This window comes from Mycolicibacterium gilvum, from assembly GCF_900454025.1.
GTDB lineage: Bacteria > Actinomycetota > Actinomycetes > Mycobacteriales > Mycobacteriaceae > Mycobacterium > Mycobacterium gilvum.
On record NZ_UGQM01000001.1, the window covers coordinates 1 to 16,162 of the forward strand.

Consider the following 16,162-nt stretch of genomic DNA (forward strand, 5'->3'; position numbering starts at 1 on the left):
GTGTCGTTGACAACTGACCCCGATCCCCCCTTCGTCGCGATCTGGGACAACGTCGTCACCGAATTGAACGGCACCGGCGGCACCCAGAACGGCTCCCTCACTCCGCAACAGCGGGCCTGGCTGAAACTGGTGCGTCCCCTCGTCATCACCGAGGGTTTCGCGTTGCTGTCCGTCCCGACGCCGTTCGTCCAGAACGAGATCGAACGACACCTACGCGAACCCATCGTCGCGGCGTTGAGCCGGCAGCTCGGTCAGCGCGTCGAGCTGGGGGTGCGCATCGCCGATCCCGCCGCCGACGACGTCAACGACGGCGCCGCGGTGACAGCGTCGCCAGTGCCCGCCGACACCGACGAGGTCGACGACGATCTGGCCGCCAGGGCCAGCGCCGAGGAGAGCTGGCCCTCGTACTTCAACCGGGCCAAGACCTCCGCCGAAGACGACAGCCTGTCGGTCAACCTGAATCGTCGCTACACCTTCGAGACGTTCGTCATCGGAGCCTCGAACCGCTTCGCGCACGCTGCGTCCCTGGCCATTGCCGAAGCGCCCGCCCGCGCGTACAACCCGTTGTTCATCTGGGGCGAATCGGGTCTGGGCAAGACCCATCTGCTTCACGCCGCCGGCAATTACGCGCAGCGTCTCTTTCCCGGAATGCGGGTCAAGTACGTCTCCACCGAGGAATTCACCAACGACTTCATCAACTCGCTGCGTGATGACCGCCGTGCCTCGTTCAAGCGCACCTATCGCGACATCGACGTGCTGCTCGTCGACGACATCCAGTTCATCGAGGGCAAAGACGGCATTCAGGAAGAGTTCTTCCACACGTTCAACACCCTGCACAACGCCAACAAGCAGATCGTGATCTCCTCCGACCGGCCGCCCAAGCAGCTGGCCACGCTCGAGGACCGGCTCCGCACCCGTTTCGAGTGGGGGCTGATCACCGACGTCCAACCGCCCGAGCTCGAGACCCGAATCGCGATCCTGCGCAAGAAGGCCCAGATGGATCGTCTCGACGTGCCCGACGACGTTCTGGAACTCATCGCGAGCAGGATCGAACGCAACATCCGCGAACTCGAGGGTGCGCTCATCCGCGTCACCGCTTTCGCCTCGCTGAACAAGACCTCGATCGACAAGTCGCTGGCCGAGATCGTGCTGCGCGATCTCATCTCCGATCCCGGCACGATGCAGATCAGTACCGCGGCCATCATGGCGGCCACCGCCGAGTACTTCGAGACCAGCGTCGACGAGCTGCGTGGCCCGGGTAAGACCCGCGCGCTGGCGCAGTCCCGCCAGATCGCGATGTATCTGTGCCGCGAGCTGACCGACCTGTCACTGCCGAAGATCGGCCAGGCGTTCGGCCGCGATCACACCACAGTCATGTACGCGGAGAAGAAGATTCGGGCCGAAATGGCCGAGCGGCGTGAAGTCTTCGACCACGTCAAGGAACTCACCACACGGATCCGCCAGCGCTCCAAGCGTTGAGCCGAACCCCCGTATCCCTCACCCCGTGCGCTGCCCCCGTTGGGCGTGTCGCACGCGTGTCGCGGCCCGACTGTCATTTCGCGCTGAAAATCTTCTGTCACAGCGGTCCCAACAGCCACGCCACGGCATGTGCACGGCCCTGTGCACAACCTGCGGTCAACCCGTGCACGACGGCATCGGCATTCCCCAGCCGGCTGTCCATCCACAATTGCTCCGCAGCCGCCGCACAGCTGTCCACAGGTTGCGCACACCGCAGATGCGCCGCTGGCCTGCACGGAAGCGCCCTCATCCCCAATCTGCACAACCCCTACTACTGATACTTGTTTATCTCTCGAGAAATCCTTTAGAAGAAGGGCCCTGGGGAATGTTGTCGTTCATGGCTCTGACATGCCCCGACTCGCCCGCCTGTCAGCCCGATCGTTTAGCTTTCAAGTTGGAGCGGAAAGCTCTACGGTGGTTCAGCGGCAGCCGTTCCGGTCGTCGCGGCGCAGTTCGACCGGTGTGCCGCGGCATCTGCCGAAACCGCTGGTGAAGGCTTTGGCTTGGTGTGCATCGAAGGGACGCTATGAACGTGGCGACAACGGCTGGTCTGTCGGATCTGAAATTCCGGCTGACTCGCGAAGACTTCGCCGACGCTGTCGCATGGGTCGCGCGCAACCTGCCCTCCCGACCCACCGTCCCCGTCCTGGCCGGTGTGCTGCTGACCGGATCCGACGAGGGCCTCACCGTGTCGGGATTCGACTACGAGGTCTCGGCCGAGGTGCAGATCCCCGCCGAAATCGCTTCTCCGGGAAGCGTTCTCGTGTCAGGGCGGTTGCTCTCCGACATCGTGCGGTCGTTGCCGGCTAAGCCGGTGGACGTCAGCGTCGAAGGTACCCGCGTGTCGTTGACCTGCGGAAGCGCCCGCTTCTCGCTGCCCACCATGGCCGTCGAGGACTACCCCACCCTGCCCACCCTGCCTGACGAGACGGGCGTCGTCTCGGCCGATCTGTTCGCCGAGGCGATCGGTCAGGTCGCCGTCGCCGCAGGCCGCGACGACACGCTGCCGATGCTGACGGGAATCCGGGTCGAGATCTCCGGCGAGAAAGTCGTTTTGGCCGCCACCGACAGGTTCCGTCTGGCGGTCCGCGAGTTGACCTGGTCCGCGGGTGCCGCCGGAGTGGAAGCAGCGGTGCTGGTTCCGGCGAAGACGCTCGCCGAGGCCGCCAAGGCCGGAACCGACGGCACCGATGTGCATCTGGCCCTCGGTCAGGGTCCGACGGTCGGCAAGGAAGGTCTGCTCGGTATCCGCAGCAAGGGCAAGCGCAGCACCACGCGTCTGCTGGATGCGGAGTTCCCGAAGTTCCGCCAGCTGCTGCCCACCGAACACACCGCCATCGCGACCATCGGTGTCGCCGAGCTGACCGAAGCCATCAAGCGCGTGGCGCTGGTCGCCGACCGCGGTGCGCAGGTCCGGATGGAATTCGCCGACGATGTGCTGCGTCTTTCGGCCGGCGCCGACGACGTCGGTCGCGCCGAGGAAGATCTTCCCGTGCAGTTCTCCGGGGACCCGCTGACCATCGCGTTCAACCCGTCCTACCTGACCGACGGTCTGGGGTCGCTGCACGCCGAGCGGGTGACGTTCGGCTTCACCACCCCCAGCCGTCCGGCGGTGCTGCGTCCGGCCGGTGATGATGACGGGAGCGCCACAGGCAGCGGACCGTACCCGGCAGCCCAGACCGACTACGTGTATCTGTTGATGCCGGTGCGCCTTCCGGGCTGACCGGGTTCACTCGACACGAGAGGGAGGCTCACCATGCAGCTGGGTCTGATCGGTCTCGGCAAGATGGGTTTCAACATGCGCGCGCGGTTGCGCGACGGCGGCCACGATGTCGTGGGGTACGACCCGCGACCCGAGGTGTCGGATGTGGAGTCCCTCGAGGAGTTGGCGCAACGACTGGACGCCCCGCGAGTGGTGTGGGTGATGGTGCCCTCGGGCACGGTGACCGACAGCACGATCACCGAGCTCGCTGAGGTTCTCTCCGAGGGCGACCTCGTGATCGACGGCGGCAACTCCCGCTACACCGAGGACCAGCCACACGCGAAAATGTTGGCGCAGAAAGGAATCGGATTCGTCGACGCCGGTGTGTCCGGTGGTATCTGGGGTCTGACCGAGGGCTACGGGCTGATGGTCGGAGGCAGCGACGCCGACATCGCCCGCGCCATGCCGATCTTCGACACGCTGCGCCCGCCGGGTCCGCAGGAGGACGGGTTCGTCCACGTCGGACCCGTGGGAGCCGGGCACTTCGCCAAGATGGTGCACAACGGCATCGAGTACGCGCTGATGACCGCGTACGCCGAAGGCTACGAACTGCTGGCCGCCGAAGAACTCGTGAAAGATCCCCAGGCTGTCTATCAGGCCTGGACCAATGGCACGGTGGTGCGGTCCTGGCTGCAGCAACTGCTGGCCAAGGCTCTCAAAGAAGATCCCGATCTCAGCGAGATCAGCGGCTACACCGAGGATTCCGGCGAAGGACGCTGGACGGTGGAGGAAGCCATCCGGCTGCGGGTACCGGTTCCCGGCATCGCCGCGTCGCTGTTCGCCCGGTTCCTGTCCCGTCAGGAGGAATCCCCGACCATGCGGGCGGTGGCCGCGTTGCGGAACCAGTTCGGTGGCCACGCCGTCAAGCGCGTCAGCGAATCAGGCTGACAAGGTGTCCCCGTGTACGTTCGTCACCTTGCGCTGACCGATTTCCGGTCGTGGTCGCGCGTCGAACTCGAGCTGTCGCCGGGACGCACGGTGTTCGTCGGCCCCAACGGCTTCGGTAAGACGAATCTTGTTGAGGCACTGTGGTATTCGGCGACACTTGGTTCGCATCGGGTGGCCTCGGACGCGCCGCTGATCAGGGCGGGCGCGGAGCGCGCGGTGGTCTCGACGATCGTCGTCAACGAGGGGCGCGAACTCGCCGTCGATCTCGACATCACCTCGGGGCGGGCCAACAAAGCCCGGCTGAACCGCTCCCCTGTCCGTTCGGCCCGCGAGATTCTCGGTGTGCTGCGGGCCGTGTTGTTCGCACCAGAGGATCTCGCCCTGGTGCGCGGAGACCCGGGCGACCGCCGGCGCTACCTCGACGAGCTCGCCACCACCCGCCGACCGCGGATCGCCGCGGTGCGTGCCGACTACGACAAGGTGGTGCGGCAGCGCACCGCACTGCTCAAGACCGCATCGTCGGCGAGGTTTCGCGGGGATCGCGGGGCGCTCGAGACCCTCGACGTCTGGGACGGCCACCTGGCCGCCCACGGCGCCCAATTGATCGCTGCACGTGTCGATCTCGTCCACGAGCTGGCCCCGGAGGTCGAGAAGGCTTACCAGCTGCTGGCCCCGGCGTCACGTCCGGCTGCCGTCCGGTACCGCAGCGGCGTCGAGGTGGTGGAGGCCGAAGCCGCGGCAGGCAACAGCGACCCGGAGGTGTTCGAGGCCGCCCTGCTCGATGCACTGAGTCGGCGTCGGGACACCGAGTTGGAGCGTGGAGTGTGCCTGGTCGGACCGCACCGCGACGACCTCGAGCTGAGGCTGGGAGATCAGCCCGCGAAAGGTTTTGCCAGCCACGGGGAATCGTGGTCGATGGCGTTGTCGCTGCGGTTGGCGGCCTATGAGCTGCTCCGGGCGGACGGGAGCGATCCGGTGCTGCTGCTCGACGACGTGTTCGCCGAATTGGACAGTGCGAGAAGGCAGGCGCTGGCCCAGGTGGCGGCGTCGGCGGAGCAGGTGCTGGTCACCGCCGCGGTCGTCGAGGACATCCCCGTCGACTGGGATGCCCGGCGGATCGAGATAGCGATGACAGACAGCGACCTCGGCAGGGTTTCGGTGCTTTCGGGGGTGACGCAGTGAGCGATGACGACGACAACAACATCGGGCCACCCCCGCACCTCGAGGGACTCAAGGGAATGGACCTGGTCCGTCGCGCACTGGAGGAGGCGCGGGGTGCCGCGCGGCAGCAGGGAAAGAACGTCGGGCACGGCAGGACCGCACCGAGCGGTTCGCCCCGTCGGGGCACCGCCCGCTCACGACGTCGATGGTCGGGTCCGGGACCGGACAACCGGGACCCGCAGTTGCTCGGTTCCCTCACCGGTGATCTGGCGCGCGCCCGCGGCTGGTCGGGACGCGTGGCCCAGGGTGCGGTGTTCGGGCGGTGGCGCGCCGTGGTCGGAGATCAGATCGCCGACCACGCCTCCCCCACCACTCTCACCGAGGGCGTGCTGACCGTATCGGCGGAGTCGACGGCCTGGGCGACGCAGCTGCGGATGGTCCAGTCGCAGATTCTGGCCAAGATCGCCGCGGCGGTGGGAGACGGTGTCGTCACGTCGCTGAAGATCGTCGGTCCGGTGGGGCCGTCGTGGCGGAAGGGGCCGTACAACGTGCGGGGGCGGGGTCCCCGCGACACGTACGGCTGACCGGGATTTTCACAGTGGGCTGAGAGCCGCCAGAACACAACAGGACACTTCTCTCGCCGTCAAGACCTAACTACGACCGAGAAATTCCGCGCACGGCGCGAATAGCTATGTGGAAACACCCCCGCAGAATCGGTCCTGACGGTGTGTGAAGGTAGACTGTGACGGTGATCCGCGAGCGGTCGTCGGCTGCTCCGCAGGCGATTCCCTGCCAAAGAACCGAGGAGACGCGTCCAACGTGGCTGCCCAGAAGAAAAATGCTCCCAGTGAGTACGGCGCCGATTCCATCAAGGTGCTCGAAGGTCTCGAAGCGGTCCGTAAACGTCCGGGCATGTACATCGGCTCCACCGGCGAGCGCGGTCTGCACCACCTTATCTGGGAGGTAGTGGACAACGCCGTCGACGAGGCGATGGCGGGCTTCGCCACCAAGGTCGACGTGCGCATTCTCGAGGACGGCGGTGTCCAGGTCACCGACGACGGCCGAGGTATCCCGGTCGCGATGCACTCCACGGGAATTCCCACCATCGACGTGGTGATGACCGTGCTGCATGCCGGCGGCAAGTTCGAAGAGGGCGCCTACCAGGTGTCGGGCGGTCTGCACGGTGTCGGTGTGTCGGTCGTCAACGCGTTGTCCAGTCGGCTTGAGGCCGACGTGCGCAAAGACGGACACGAGTGGTTCCAGACCTATGACAGGTCGGTGCCGGGGACTCTGCGCAAGGGAGACCCGACCGACAAGACAGGTACCACCATCCGGTTTTGGGCCGACCCCGAAATCTTCGAGACCACCAACTATGACTTCGAAACCATCGCGCGGCGCCTGCAGGAGATGGCATTCCTGAACAAGGGACTCACCATCGAGCTGACCGATGAGCGGGTCGCCCCCGAGGAGGTCGTCGACGACGTGGTCAGCGATCACGCCGAGGCACCCAAGTCGGCTGAGGAGAAGGCCGCCGAGGCGAGCGCACCGCAGAAGGTCAAGCACCGGGTGTTCCACTACCCCGGTGGTCTGGTCGACTTCGTCAAGCACATCAACCGGACCAAGACCGCGATCCAGCCGAGCGTCATCGACTTCGACGGCAAGGGTGAGGGCCACGAGGTCGAGATCGCGATGCAGTGGAACGCCGGCTACTCCGAATCGGTGCACACGTTCGCCAACACCATCAACACCCATGAGGGCGGTACCCACGAAGAGGGATTCCGCGCAGCGTTGACGACCGTGGTGAACAAGTACGCCAAGGACAAGAAGCTCCTCAAGGAGAAGGACCCCAACCTCACCGGCGACGATATCCGGGAAGGCCTGGCCGCCGTCATCTCGGTGAAGGTGTCACAGCCGCAGTTCGAGGGGCAGACCAAGACCAAGCTGGGCAACACCGAGGTCAAGTCGTTCGTGCAGAAGATCTGCAACGAGCAGCTCAACCACTGGTTCGAGTCCAATCCCGCCGAGGCGAAAACCGTCATCAACAAAGCGGTCTCGTCCGCGCAGGCGCGCATCGCCGCCCGCAAGGCGCGCGAACTGGTGCGGCGCAAGAGCGCCACCGACATCGGCGGGCTGCCCGGCAAGCTGGCCGATTGCCGCTCCACCGACCCGACGAAGTCGGAACTGTATGTGGTGGAGGGTGATTCGGCCGGCGGCTCCGCCAAGAGTGGTCGCGACTCGATGTTCCAGGCGATCCTGCCGTTGCGCGGCAAGATCATCAACGTCGAGAAGGCCCGTATCGATCGGGTGCTGAAGAACACCGAAGTGCAGGCGATCATCACCGCGCTCGGCACGGGTATCCATGACGAGTTCGACATCTCCAAGCTGCGCTATCACAAGATCGTGCTGATGGCCGACGCGGACGTCGACGGTCAGCACATCTCGACGCTGCTGCTGACGTTGCTGTTCCGGTTCATGAAACCGCTTGTCGAGAACGGCCATATCTTCCTGGCCCAACCACCGCTGTACAAGCTCAAGTGGCAGCGCACCGATCCCGAGTTCGCCTACTCCGACCGCGAACGCGACGGTCTGCTCGAGGCCGGCCGTGCCGCGGGCAAGCGCATCAATGTCGAAGACGGCATCCAGCGGTACAAGGGTCTCGGTGAGATGGACGCCAAGGAACTGTGGGAGACCACGATGGATCCGTCGGTGCGCGTGCTGCGCCAGGTCACCCTCGACGACGCCGCCGCGGCCGACGAGCTGTTCTCGATCCTGATGGGTGAGGACGTGGAGGCACGTCGCAGCTTCATCACCCGCAACGCCAAAGACGTTCGCTTCCTGGATGTTTAAGACGATCTTCGCGATTGAGGACTGAAACCATATGACTGACACCACCCTGCCGCCCGGCGACGAGGCCGGCGACCGCATCGAGCCGGTCGACATCCAGCAGGAGATGCAGCGCAGCTACATCGACTACGCGATGAGCGTGATCGTCGGCCGCGCGCTGCCCGAGGTCCGCGACGGTCTCAAGCCGGTGCACCGCCGCGTGCTGTACGCGATGTTCGACTCGGGCTTCCGTCCCGACCGCGGACACGCGAAATCCGCACGCTCCGTTGCCGAGACGATGGGCAACTACCACCCGCACGGTGACTCGTCGATCTACGACACCCTGGTGCGCATGGCCCAGCCGTGGTCGCTGCGCTACCCGCTCGTCGACGGCCAGGGCAACTTCGGTTCGCCGGGCAACGACCCGCCGGCCGCGATGCGGTATTGCGTCACGGGCGACGCGATGGTGGCCTTGCCAGAAGGCAAGTCCATTCGCATAGGTAAGGTGCTGCCGGGAGCCCTACCGCACACTGACAACTCGATCGAGCTCAAAGTTCTCGATCGTCACGGTGAGCCGGTTCTCGCTGATCGCCTGTTCCACTCCGGCTATCACCAAACATGGACCGTGCGTACAGAAGCCGGACACTCGGTCACTGGCACGGGCAACCACCCATTGTTGTGCCTCATCGATCTCGGTGGCCTGCCCACACTGCTGTGGAAGCTCGTCGAAGAGATCGAACGCGGTGACATCGTGGTGATGCACGCCGAAAGTACGGTTGTTGAAAGAAATCGGTCCGATGAGGTCATAAACTGTGCACTCGCGAGGCTCAACGACCGCTTTCCGGACGATCCCGATGTGCGTTCGATCGCCACCGAGCTCACGGATGGACGCTTCTACTATGCGCGCGTGGCCTCCGTCAGCGACGCCGGCGTGCAACCCGTGTACAGCCTCCGAGTGGACACCGACGACCATTCATTCATCACCAACGGTTTCGTCAGCCATAACACGGAAGCCCGCCTCACCCCGCTGGCGATGGAGATGCTGCGCGAAATCGACGAGGAGACAGTCGATTTCGTCCCTAACTACGACGGCCGGGTGCAGGAGCCGACGGTTCTGCCGAGCCGGTTCCCCAACCTGCTGGCCAACGGCTCCGGCGGCATCGCCGTCGGTATGGCCACCAACATGCCTCCGCACAACCTCCGCGAGCTCGCCGAGGCGGTCTACTGGTGCCTGGACAACCATGAGGCCGACGAGGAAGCCACCCTCGATGCCGTGTGCGAGCGGGTCAAGGGCCCCGACTTCCCGACCTACGGGCTGATCGTCGGCTCGCAGGGCATCGACGACACCTACAAGACCGGGCGCGGTTCGATCCGCATGCGCGGCGTCGTCGAAATCGAAGAGGATGCGCGCGGGCGCACCTCTCTGGTGATCACCGAGTTGCCGTATCAGGTCAACCACGACAACTTCATCACCTCGATCGCCGAGCAGGTGCGCGACGGCAAGCTGACCGGGATCTCGAACATCGAGGACCAGTCCAGCGACCGCGTGGGTCTGCGCATCGTCGTGGAGATCAAGCGTGACGCCGTGGCCAAGGTGGTGCTGAACAACCTCTACAAGCACACCCAGCTGCAGACCAGCTTCGGCGCGAACATGCTCTCGATCGTCGACGGCGTCCCCCGCACGCTGCGGCTCGACCAACTGATCCGGCACTACGTCAACCACCAGTTGGACGTCATCGTGCGCCGCACCCGGTACCGGCTGCGCAAGGCCAACGAGCGCGCCCACATCCTGCGCGGTCTGGTCAAGGCACTCGACGCCCTCGACGAGGTCATCGCGTTGATCCGGGCATCGCAGACCGTCGAGATCGCCCGCAGCGGCCTGATCGAGTTGCTCGACATCGACGAGATCCAGGCCCAGGCGATCCTCGACATGCAGTTGCGGCGCCTGGCCGCTCTCGAGCGCCAGCGCATCGTCGACGATCTGGCCAAGATCGAGGCCGAGATCGCCGACCTCGAGGACATCCTGGCCAAGCCGGAGCGTCAGCGCGCGATCGTGCACGACGAGCTCAAGGAGATCGTCGACAAATACGGTGACGACCGCCGCACCCGGATCATCCCGGCCGACGGCGACGTCGCCGACGAGGACCTCATCGCCCGCGAAGAGGTCGTCGTCACGATCACCGAGACCGGCTATGCCAAACGCACGAAATCCGACCTGTACCGCAGCCAGAAACGCGGCGGCAAGGGTGTTCAGGGTGCGGGCCTCAAGCAGGACGACATCGTCAATCACTTCTTCGTGTGCTCCACCCACGACTGGATCCTGTTCTTCACCACGCAGGGCCGCGTCTACCGGGCCAAGGCCTACGACCTGCCCGAGGCGTCGCGGACCGCGCGCGGTCAACACGTCGCGAACCTGCTGGCCTTCCAGCCGGAGGAGCGCATCGCGCAGGTGATCCAGCTCAAGACCTACGAGGACGCGCCGTACCTGGTCCTCGCGACCCGCAACGGGCTGGTCAAGAAGTCCCGCCTGGTCGACTTCGACTCCAACCGTTCCGGCGGCATCGTCGCGGTGAACCTGCGTGACGGCGACGAACTCGTCGGCGCGGTGTTGTGTTCGGCCGACGACGATCTGCTGCTGGTGTCGGCGAAGGGTCAGTCGATCCGCTTCTCGGCGACCGACGAGGCGCTGCGGCCGATGGGCCGCGCCACCTCGGGTGTGCAGGGCATGCGGTTCAACGAGGAAGACCAGCTGCTGTCGCTCAACGTGGTCCGTGAGGGGACGTATCTGCTGGTGGCCACCTCCGGCGGTTACGCCAAGCGCACCGCGATCGAGGAGTACTCCGCGCAGGGCCGCGGCGGCAAGGGCATCCTCACGATCCAGTACGACCGTCGTCGTGGCACGCTGGTCGGAGCGCTGATCGTCGACGACGACACCGAGCTGTATGCCATCACGTCCGGGGGCGGTGTCATCCGGACGGCGGCGCGGCAGGTTCGTAAGGCCGGGCGCCAGACGAAGGGTGTTCGGTTGATGAACCTGGGCGAGGGCGACACACTGATCGCGATCGCCCGGAACGCTGAAGCCGGCGACAGCACGGACGAGGTCGAGACCGACCCGGACGCGACGGATGAGGAGTCGTAGGTGAGCTCTCCGAAAGAGCCCGGGCCCGCCCATGCGGGTGACGGTGCGGCCCCTGCCGAAGGTCCCGGGAACGGATCTGCGGCTCCCGGTCACGACGCCGGCGCGCGGCCTGCGCACGTCGCCGACACGACCGAGCTGCCGCCGTGGCAGCGGGGCCCGGCCACCCGGGCCAGGCAGCAGCCCCAGGCTCCGGGGTCACCTCGTCCCGACGGTCCGCGCGGAGGCAATCAGGGCGGGCTCGACGCCCGGTTGAACCGGTTCATGGCAGGGGGATCCGCCCCGTCGGGTGCACCGGACGCTCCCCCGCGCAACGAGCCACCTCGCAATGACGCACCCCGCAACGAGCCGCCGCGCAACGAGCCGGCCCCGCGGAACGACCGCACCGACGTCGTCCGCCCCGAGCCGAAGCCGCGGCACGAGGGCGGCCGGCCCGAGGGCGCCGCGTACGCCAGCGAACTGCCGGACCTGTCGGGCCCGCGGCCGCCGCAGCCGCCGCGCAAGCCCATCGAGCGACCGTCGACGGAGTCGAAGCCGCCGGCCAAGGGTTCGCCGTCACCGGCGGGGCGGGTGCAGGTGGCGTCGCGGCAGCACCGGGGTCCGGTGCGCGCCAGCATGCAGATCCGTCGCGTGGATCCGTGGAGCACGCTGAAGGTCTCGCTGCTTCTGTCGGTGGTGCTGTTCTTCGTGTGGATGATCGCGGTTGCGTTCCTGTACCTCGTGCTCGGCGGCATGGGCGTGTGGAGCAAGCTCAACAGCAACGTGGGCGATCTGTTGACCAGCGCCAGCGGAAGCTCCGGCGGGGAGTTGGTGTCCAGCGGCACCATCTTCGGCGGGGCGGCACTGATCGGCCTGGTGAACATCGTCCTGCTGACGGCCGGAGCGACGATCGGCGCGTTCATCTACAACCTCACCACCGACCTGGTGGGCGGTGTGGAGGTCACGCTGGCCGATCGCGACTGAGGTCACCACTTCGCGGTTTGGGAGACGGGTTGTCCGTGAGGTAATCTCGCTGCTCGGCCCGTGAGGTTGACGGGGCTATAGCTCAGGCGGTTAGAGCGCTTCGCTGATAACGAAGAGGTCGGAGGTTCGAGTCCTCCTAGCCCCACAGGAAGGTACGTCGATGAAGCTGGTGCTGGCGCTCGCTGCGGGCGCCGCGGTGCTCGCCTCGTTGGTCGTGTGGCGAACCCAGCACGGTGCCGAGGTCTGGCACCGACTCGACGAGACGCCTTCCTGACGGCGAGGGGCCTTAGCTCAGTTGGTAGAGCGCTGCCTTTGCAAGGCAGATGTCAGGAGTTCGTGCCTTATCTGTAGGAGAGTGAGTTCGAAGTGGGGATGACCAGCGGTGACACCGTCACGGTCATGTCCGTGACGGGGCCATAGTTCAACGGTAGAACGGGGCCTTTGCAAGGCTCAGATCGGGGTTCGATTCCCCGTGGCTCCACGAATGGAGTACAGACGAATTCATATCTGAGACCTCCTTCCCGACGAGCAAAAGTGTCATACCCGTGGAGTACCACCGGATGCGGCCTTGATCAGCACCAGGTCCGGCGCTGGCGCTCCTGGCACCGCTGGACCACCCTGGCCATGCTTGCCCACGCCTTCCTGGCGGTGGCCACCGCGATCGAACGCGACACCACGGCCACCCCGGCAGGCCTGATCGCGTTGACCGTCAACGAGTTTCGACGTCTCTTCGACGCCCTGCTCCTGGCCACCACCCACACCATCGAAACCCTGCTGGCCTGGTCACGATGGCGACGACGACACCAATACCGAGCACGCCTTTCCCACTACAAACGGCGCGAACACTCCGCCAGCGAGCCGAGGACGCCAATCATCATGCGCCCCGCCGGTGTGGAGTAGTCGATGCCGTCGGTGACCGACACCAGGGTGATGCCTCGCTCGGTCAACTCTTTGACGGTCTGAAGGACGTGAAGCATGTTGCGGCCCAGCCGGTCGAGTTTCCACACGACGACCGTGTCGCCCTCACGGACGTAGTCGAGGAGGGCAGCGAGGCCGGGCCGGTCGTCGCGGGAACCCGACATCACATCGGAGAACATCTTGCTGACCCCGGCGGTGGTGAGTGCCTCGTTCTGCTGATCAAGCGTCTGGGCCACGGTCGAGACGCGGGTGTAGCCGATGCGGGTGCCCATGGGCTTGGCGGAGGCGTCCGCGTACTGACTCATAACAGCGCCAACGCGATTATCGAGACGCCTATTTCTGCGACCAACATTCGAGACACGTCGACCTGGTCCTTCTTGGCGCTGCGAGCCGTGCAGCGCCCAGTCTCAGGTGTGATCCATTTCGAGACACGCCTGGCAGTGACTAGCAACAGTAGAAACGTCAGTCGCCTCAACTGCAAAGTCTGGGCAGAGCATCAGAGTCTGACCTGAGTTAGGACATTTTGCTTAGTGCCCCGGTTCCGGGGATGCCGAGGCGGACCAATCGTGGCGTCAGACGGGCGTCGCGTTGAGGATTTCAACGTCGACCTCGGTAACCCGTAACACCCGGCTCGACCCGATGTCGAAGAAGAGCCCGGCCAACTCGACTCGTTGCTCCGTGGTGGCGGGTCCGACGACGGGATGGCCCCTCAGAGTGTGCAACTGCTGAGCCACGTTCACCATGGCCAACTGGTCGCAGGGATCGAATCCGGCGGCGGCTGCCGCCCGGCCGACTGGGTGGCCGGCGCGAAGCGCATGCAGACTCGGCGCCGCCTGGTCAACCCATGCTGCGACCGCAGCCGGGATACCGTCGTTATGACCGGCTTCGACAAGCAACGCTTTCATCGCCCCGCACCCGGAATGTCCACAGACGATGACGGTGTTGACGTCTAACTCGATGACGCCATACGCCAGCGCCGCTTCCACCGACATGTCGGCACCGTTCGGCGGGACGATATTGCCGAGGTTGCGCACGGTGAAAAGGTCGCCCGGTCCACTGGCGGTGATCAGGTTGGGTACGACGCGCGAGTCGGCGCACGTCAGAAACAGGGCGTGCGGTCGCTGCCCGTGGCGTAGATCATCGAAATGTCCAAGAAGCAGCGGAGCGTGTCGGCGGTGATAACGCGCGATGCCCTCCAACACCGGGGCGAGTGTCGAACCGGTCCCGTCGTCGTGGTGGCTGTGGGCACGCCAGGGCAAGAGTAAGCGCGCGATTCCGGGCTGCGGCCGGCGAATCGGCGGTCCGGCGGTGGCTTCTGTCATCGCGGTCCCGCCGATCTCGTCGATGACGACGGTCCCGCCGGTCGCGCGGTGCCGTCGGGCCCAGTCCTCAATGACCTCATAGGCGGCGTGGTCGAGGAAGTCGACGGTTATCTCGACGGTGACGTGGCTGCCGTCCGGGACCGAGGCCAGCACATGCGACAACCGAGGCAACGACAGGAAGCTAAGTGTCCCTTCCAGGGTGACACGCCAGCGGTTAGAACCCTGCTCGCCGATCGGCTCGGCATGCACCGATGCGCGTACCACCCGCCACAACACCACCACGAGGGACACCGCGATGCCGAGGGCGACCCCTTCCAGCAGGTTCAAGAACATTACCCCGGCGACCGTGACGGCATACACCCCCAGGTCGCCGGTGCGGTGAGCCAGCCGGATGTGCGCCAACTTGACCAGCTGGATGCCGATCACAACCAGCAACCCGGCCAGTGCCGCCTTCGGTATCTGCTGCACCAGACCGGCCAACAGCAAAGAAAACACCATCACCCACACGCCGTGCAGGATCGCCGAAGCTTGAGTGCGCGCACCTGCGGTGACGTTGGTGGCGCTGCGGACGATCACGCCGGTCACCGGCAGGCCCCCGAGCATCCCCGACGCCATGTTGGCCGCCCCCTGACCGATGAGCTCGCGGTCCAGATTCGCCTTGCGGCCGCCGTGCATCTTGTCGACCGCGACGGCCGACAGCAGGGTCTCCACACTGGCGATCAACGCGAACGTCAGCACGGCCAAAGCGAACGCGAACCATCTGCCGTCCGGCAAGGCCGGCAGGCCGACCGCGTCGAAAATCGAGCCGTTGAATTCAAGTCTGTCGGCGTTGACCGGCGGAATCAGCGACACCAGCGTGGCGGCGACGATCGCCACCAGCGGCCCGGGCAGTTTCTGTAACCAGGCCGGCATCCACTTCCAGCCCAGCATCACCGCGACTACGACCAGCCCCACGGCGACGTCGCTGAGATGTGGGGAACGAATCTGATCCGGCAACGCCGACAAGTTGCCCCACACCGAACTCATAGACGTGTGGCCCATCAGAACGTGGACTTGCTGGAACGCGATCGTGATGCCGATTCCGGCGAGCATCGCGTGCACCACTATCGGCGATATGGCCAGCGCTGTTCGCGCGATGCGGCTTAGACCGAAGATGATCTGCAACACGCCCGCCGCGACCGTGATCGCGGTGGTGACTTTCCAGCCGAAGGTGTCCACAGTCTGGGCCACCACGACGGTCAACCCAGCTGCCGGGCCTGCTACCAGCAGCGGCGCCCCGCCCAGTACTCCGGCGATGATCCCGCCGACCACCGCGGCAATCAGGCCCGCCATGATCGGCGCGTTGGAGGCGATGGCGATGCCCAACGACAGCGGCAACGCCACCAAGAACACCACGATCGACGCCGGCACGTCGTACCGCACTACGGATCTCAGCAGGTCACGGAGCGCCGTCGGCTGGCGGACGGGTGCGTCGTCAGCTGTGGCGGTCGAAGCGGGTACGGGCATGGCAAGTCATCCTATCCGTGCGTCGTCAAACACCCAGTGTGCCGAAGAAAGTGGACATGGCAAGTCATCCGATGTACCCGACGCCCCGCTCGCCACCCAGACCCTTGCTGAGCGCGCGACGGTGCGGGCCAGACCTACCCTGATCTCGTGACCACCACGGTGCTG

At 65.6% G+C, this 16,162-nt stretch carries 10 protein-coding genes, 3 tRNA genes and 1 pseudogene; 12 read left to right on the forward strand and 2 right to left on the reverse strand.

Annotated elements, in window-relative coordinates:
* The first annotated feature begins 6 nt into the window (after positions 1-6).
* The 12 genes and pseudogenes from dnaA to DYE23_RS31150 form a co-directional block, all read left to right on the forward strand.
* On the forward strand, positions 7-1,479 hold the full coding sequence (dnaA, locus tag DYE23_RS00005; RefSeq protein ID WP_041788299.1) for a chromosomal replication initiator protein DnaA: 1,473 nt from the start codon (positions 7-9) through the stop codon (positions 1,477-1,479).
* 565 nt (positions 1,480-2,044) lie between these two features.
* The gene (dnaN, locus tag DYE23_RS00015) at positions 2,045-3,241 is read left to right on the forward strand and encodes a DNA polymerase III subunit beta (RefSeq protein WP_115326136.1); all 1,197 of its coding nucleotides are present in this window, start codon (positions 2,045-2,047) and stop codon (positions 3,239-3,241) included.
* A gap of 33 nt (positions 3,242-3,274) precedes the next feature.
* Complete coding sequence (gene gnd, locus DYE23_RS00020; protein ID WP_115326137.1) at positions 3,275-4,168, forward strand: phosphogluconate dehydrogenase (NAD(+)-dependent, decarboxylating); 894 nt, start codon at positions 3,275-3,277, stop codon at positions 4,166-4,168.
* 12 nt (positions 4,169-4,180) lie between these two features.
* Positions 4,181-5,350: a DNA replication/repair protein RecF gene (gene recF / locus DYE23_RS00025; RefSeq protein WP_115326138.1), complete on the forward strand. Its 1,170-nt coding sequence runs from the start codon at positions 4,181-4,183 to the stop codon at positions 5,348-5,350.
* A complete protein-coding gene (locus DYE23_RS00030; protein WP_115326139.1) occupies positions 5,347-5,913 on the forward strand; it encodes a DUF721 family protein in 567 nt (188 codons plus the stop codon). Before recF ends, DYE23_RS00030 begins: the two co-directional genes overlap by 4 nt.
* Before the next feature lie 235 nt (positions 5,914-6,148).
* A complete protein-coding gene (gyrB, locus tag DYE23_RS00035; protein WP_011891727.1) occupies positions 6,149-8,176 on the forward strand; it encodes a DNA topoisomerase (ATP-hydrolyzing) subunit B in 2,028 nt (675 codons plus the stop codon).
* Between the two features lie 31 nt (positions 8,177-8,207).
* Positions 8,208-11,291, forward strand: coding sequence for an intein-containing DNA gyrase subunit A (gyrA, locus tag DYE23_RS00040; RefSeq protein WP_115326140.1), 3,084 nt, complete (start codon positions 8,208-8,210; stop codon positions 11,289-11,291).
* Entirely contained in the window at positions 11,292-12,251 is a 960-nt protein-coding gene (locus DYE23_RS00045) for a DUF3566 domain-containing protein (protein ID WP_115326141.1), read from the forward strand. It begins immediately after the preceding gene.
* 71 nt (positions 12,252-12,322) lie between these two features.
* Positions 12,323-12,396 (forward strand) — tRNA-Ile (locus tag DYE23_RS00050).
* Positions 12,397-12,539: 143 nt separating this feature from the next.
* Positions 12,540-12,597 (forward strand) — tRNA-Ala (locus DYE23_RS00055).
* A gap of 64 nt (positions 12,598-12,661) precedes the next feature.
* A tRNA-Ala gene (locus DYE23_RS00060) sits at positions 12,662-12,732 on the forward strand.
* An 80-nt stretch (positions 12,733-12,812) separates the two neighbouring features.
* A pseudogene (locus DYE23_RS31150) lies at positions 12,813-13,151 on the forward strand (hypothetical protein); the annotation flags it as partial.
* Here the strand turns inward: DYE23_RS31150 and DYE23_RS00070 are convergent.
* Positions 13,079-13,474, reverse strand: a complete 396-nt coding sequence (locus tag DYE23_RS00070) for a recombinase family protein (RefSeq protein ID WP_235660285.1) — start codon at positions 13,472-13,474, stop codon at positions 13,079-13,081. The pseudogene DYE23_RS31150 and the gene DYE23_RS00070 overlap by 73 nt on opposite strands.
* Positions 13,475-13,741: 267 nt before the next feature.
* Positions 13,742-15,997, reverse strand: a complete 2,256-nt coding sequence (locus DYE23_RS00075) for a SulP family inorganic anion transporter (RefSeq protein ID WP_115326143.1) — start codon at positions 15,995-15,997, stop codon at positions 13,742-13,744.
* Between the last annotated feature and the right edge of the window lie 165 nt (positions 15,998-16,162).

Bases quoted from the DNA above. Each gene is read 5' to 3' on its own strand.
- dnaN (WP_115326136.1), top strand. From the start codon at position 2,045: ATGAACGTGGCGACAACGGCTGGTCTGTCGGATCTGAAATTCCGGCTG.
- gnd (WP_115326137.1), top strand. From the start codon at position 3,275: ATGCAGCTGGGTCTGATCGGTCTCGGCAAGATGGGTTTCAACATGCGC.
- gyrA (WP_115326140.1), top strand. From the start codon at position 8,208: ATGACTGACACCACCCTGCCGCCCGGCGACGAGGCCGGCGACCGCATC.
- DYE23_RS00070 (WP_235660285.1), bottom strand. From the start codon at position 13,474: ATGAGTCAGTACGCGGACGCCTCCGCCAAGCCCATGGGCACCCGCATC.
- DYE23_RS00075 (WP_115326143.1), bottom strand. From the start codon at position 15,997: ATGCCCGTACCCGCTTCGACCGCCACAGCTGACGACGCACCCGTCCGC.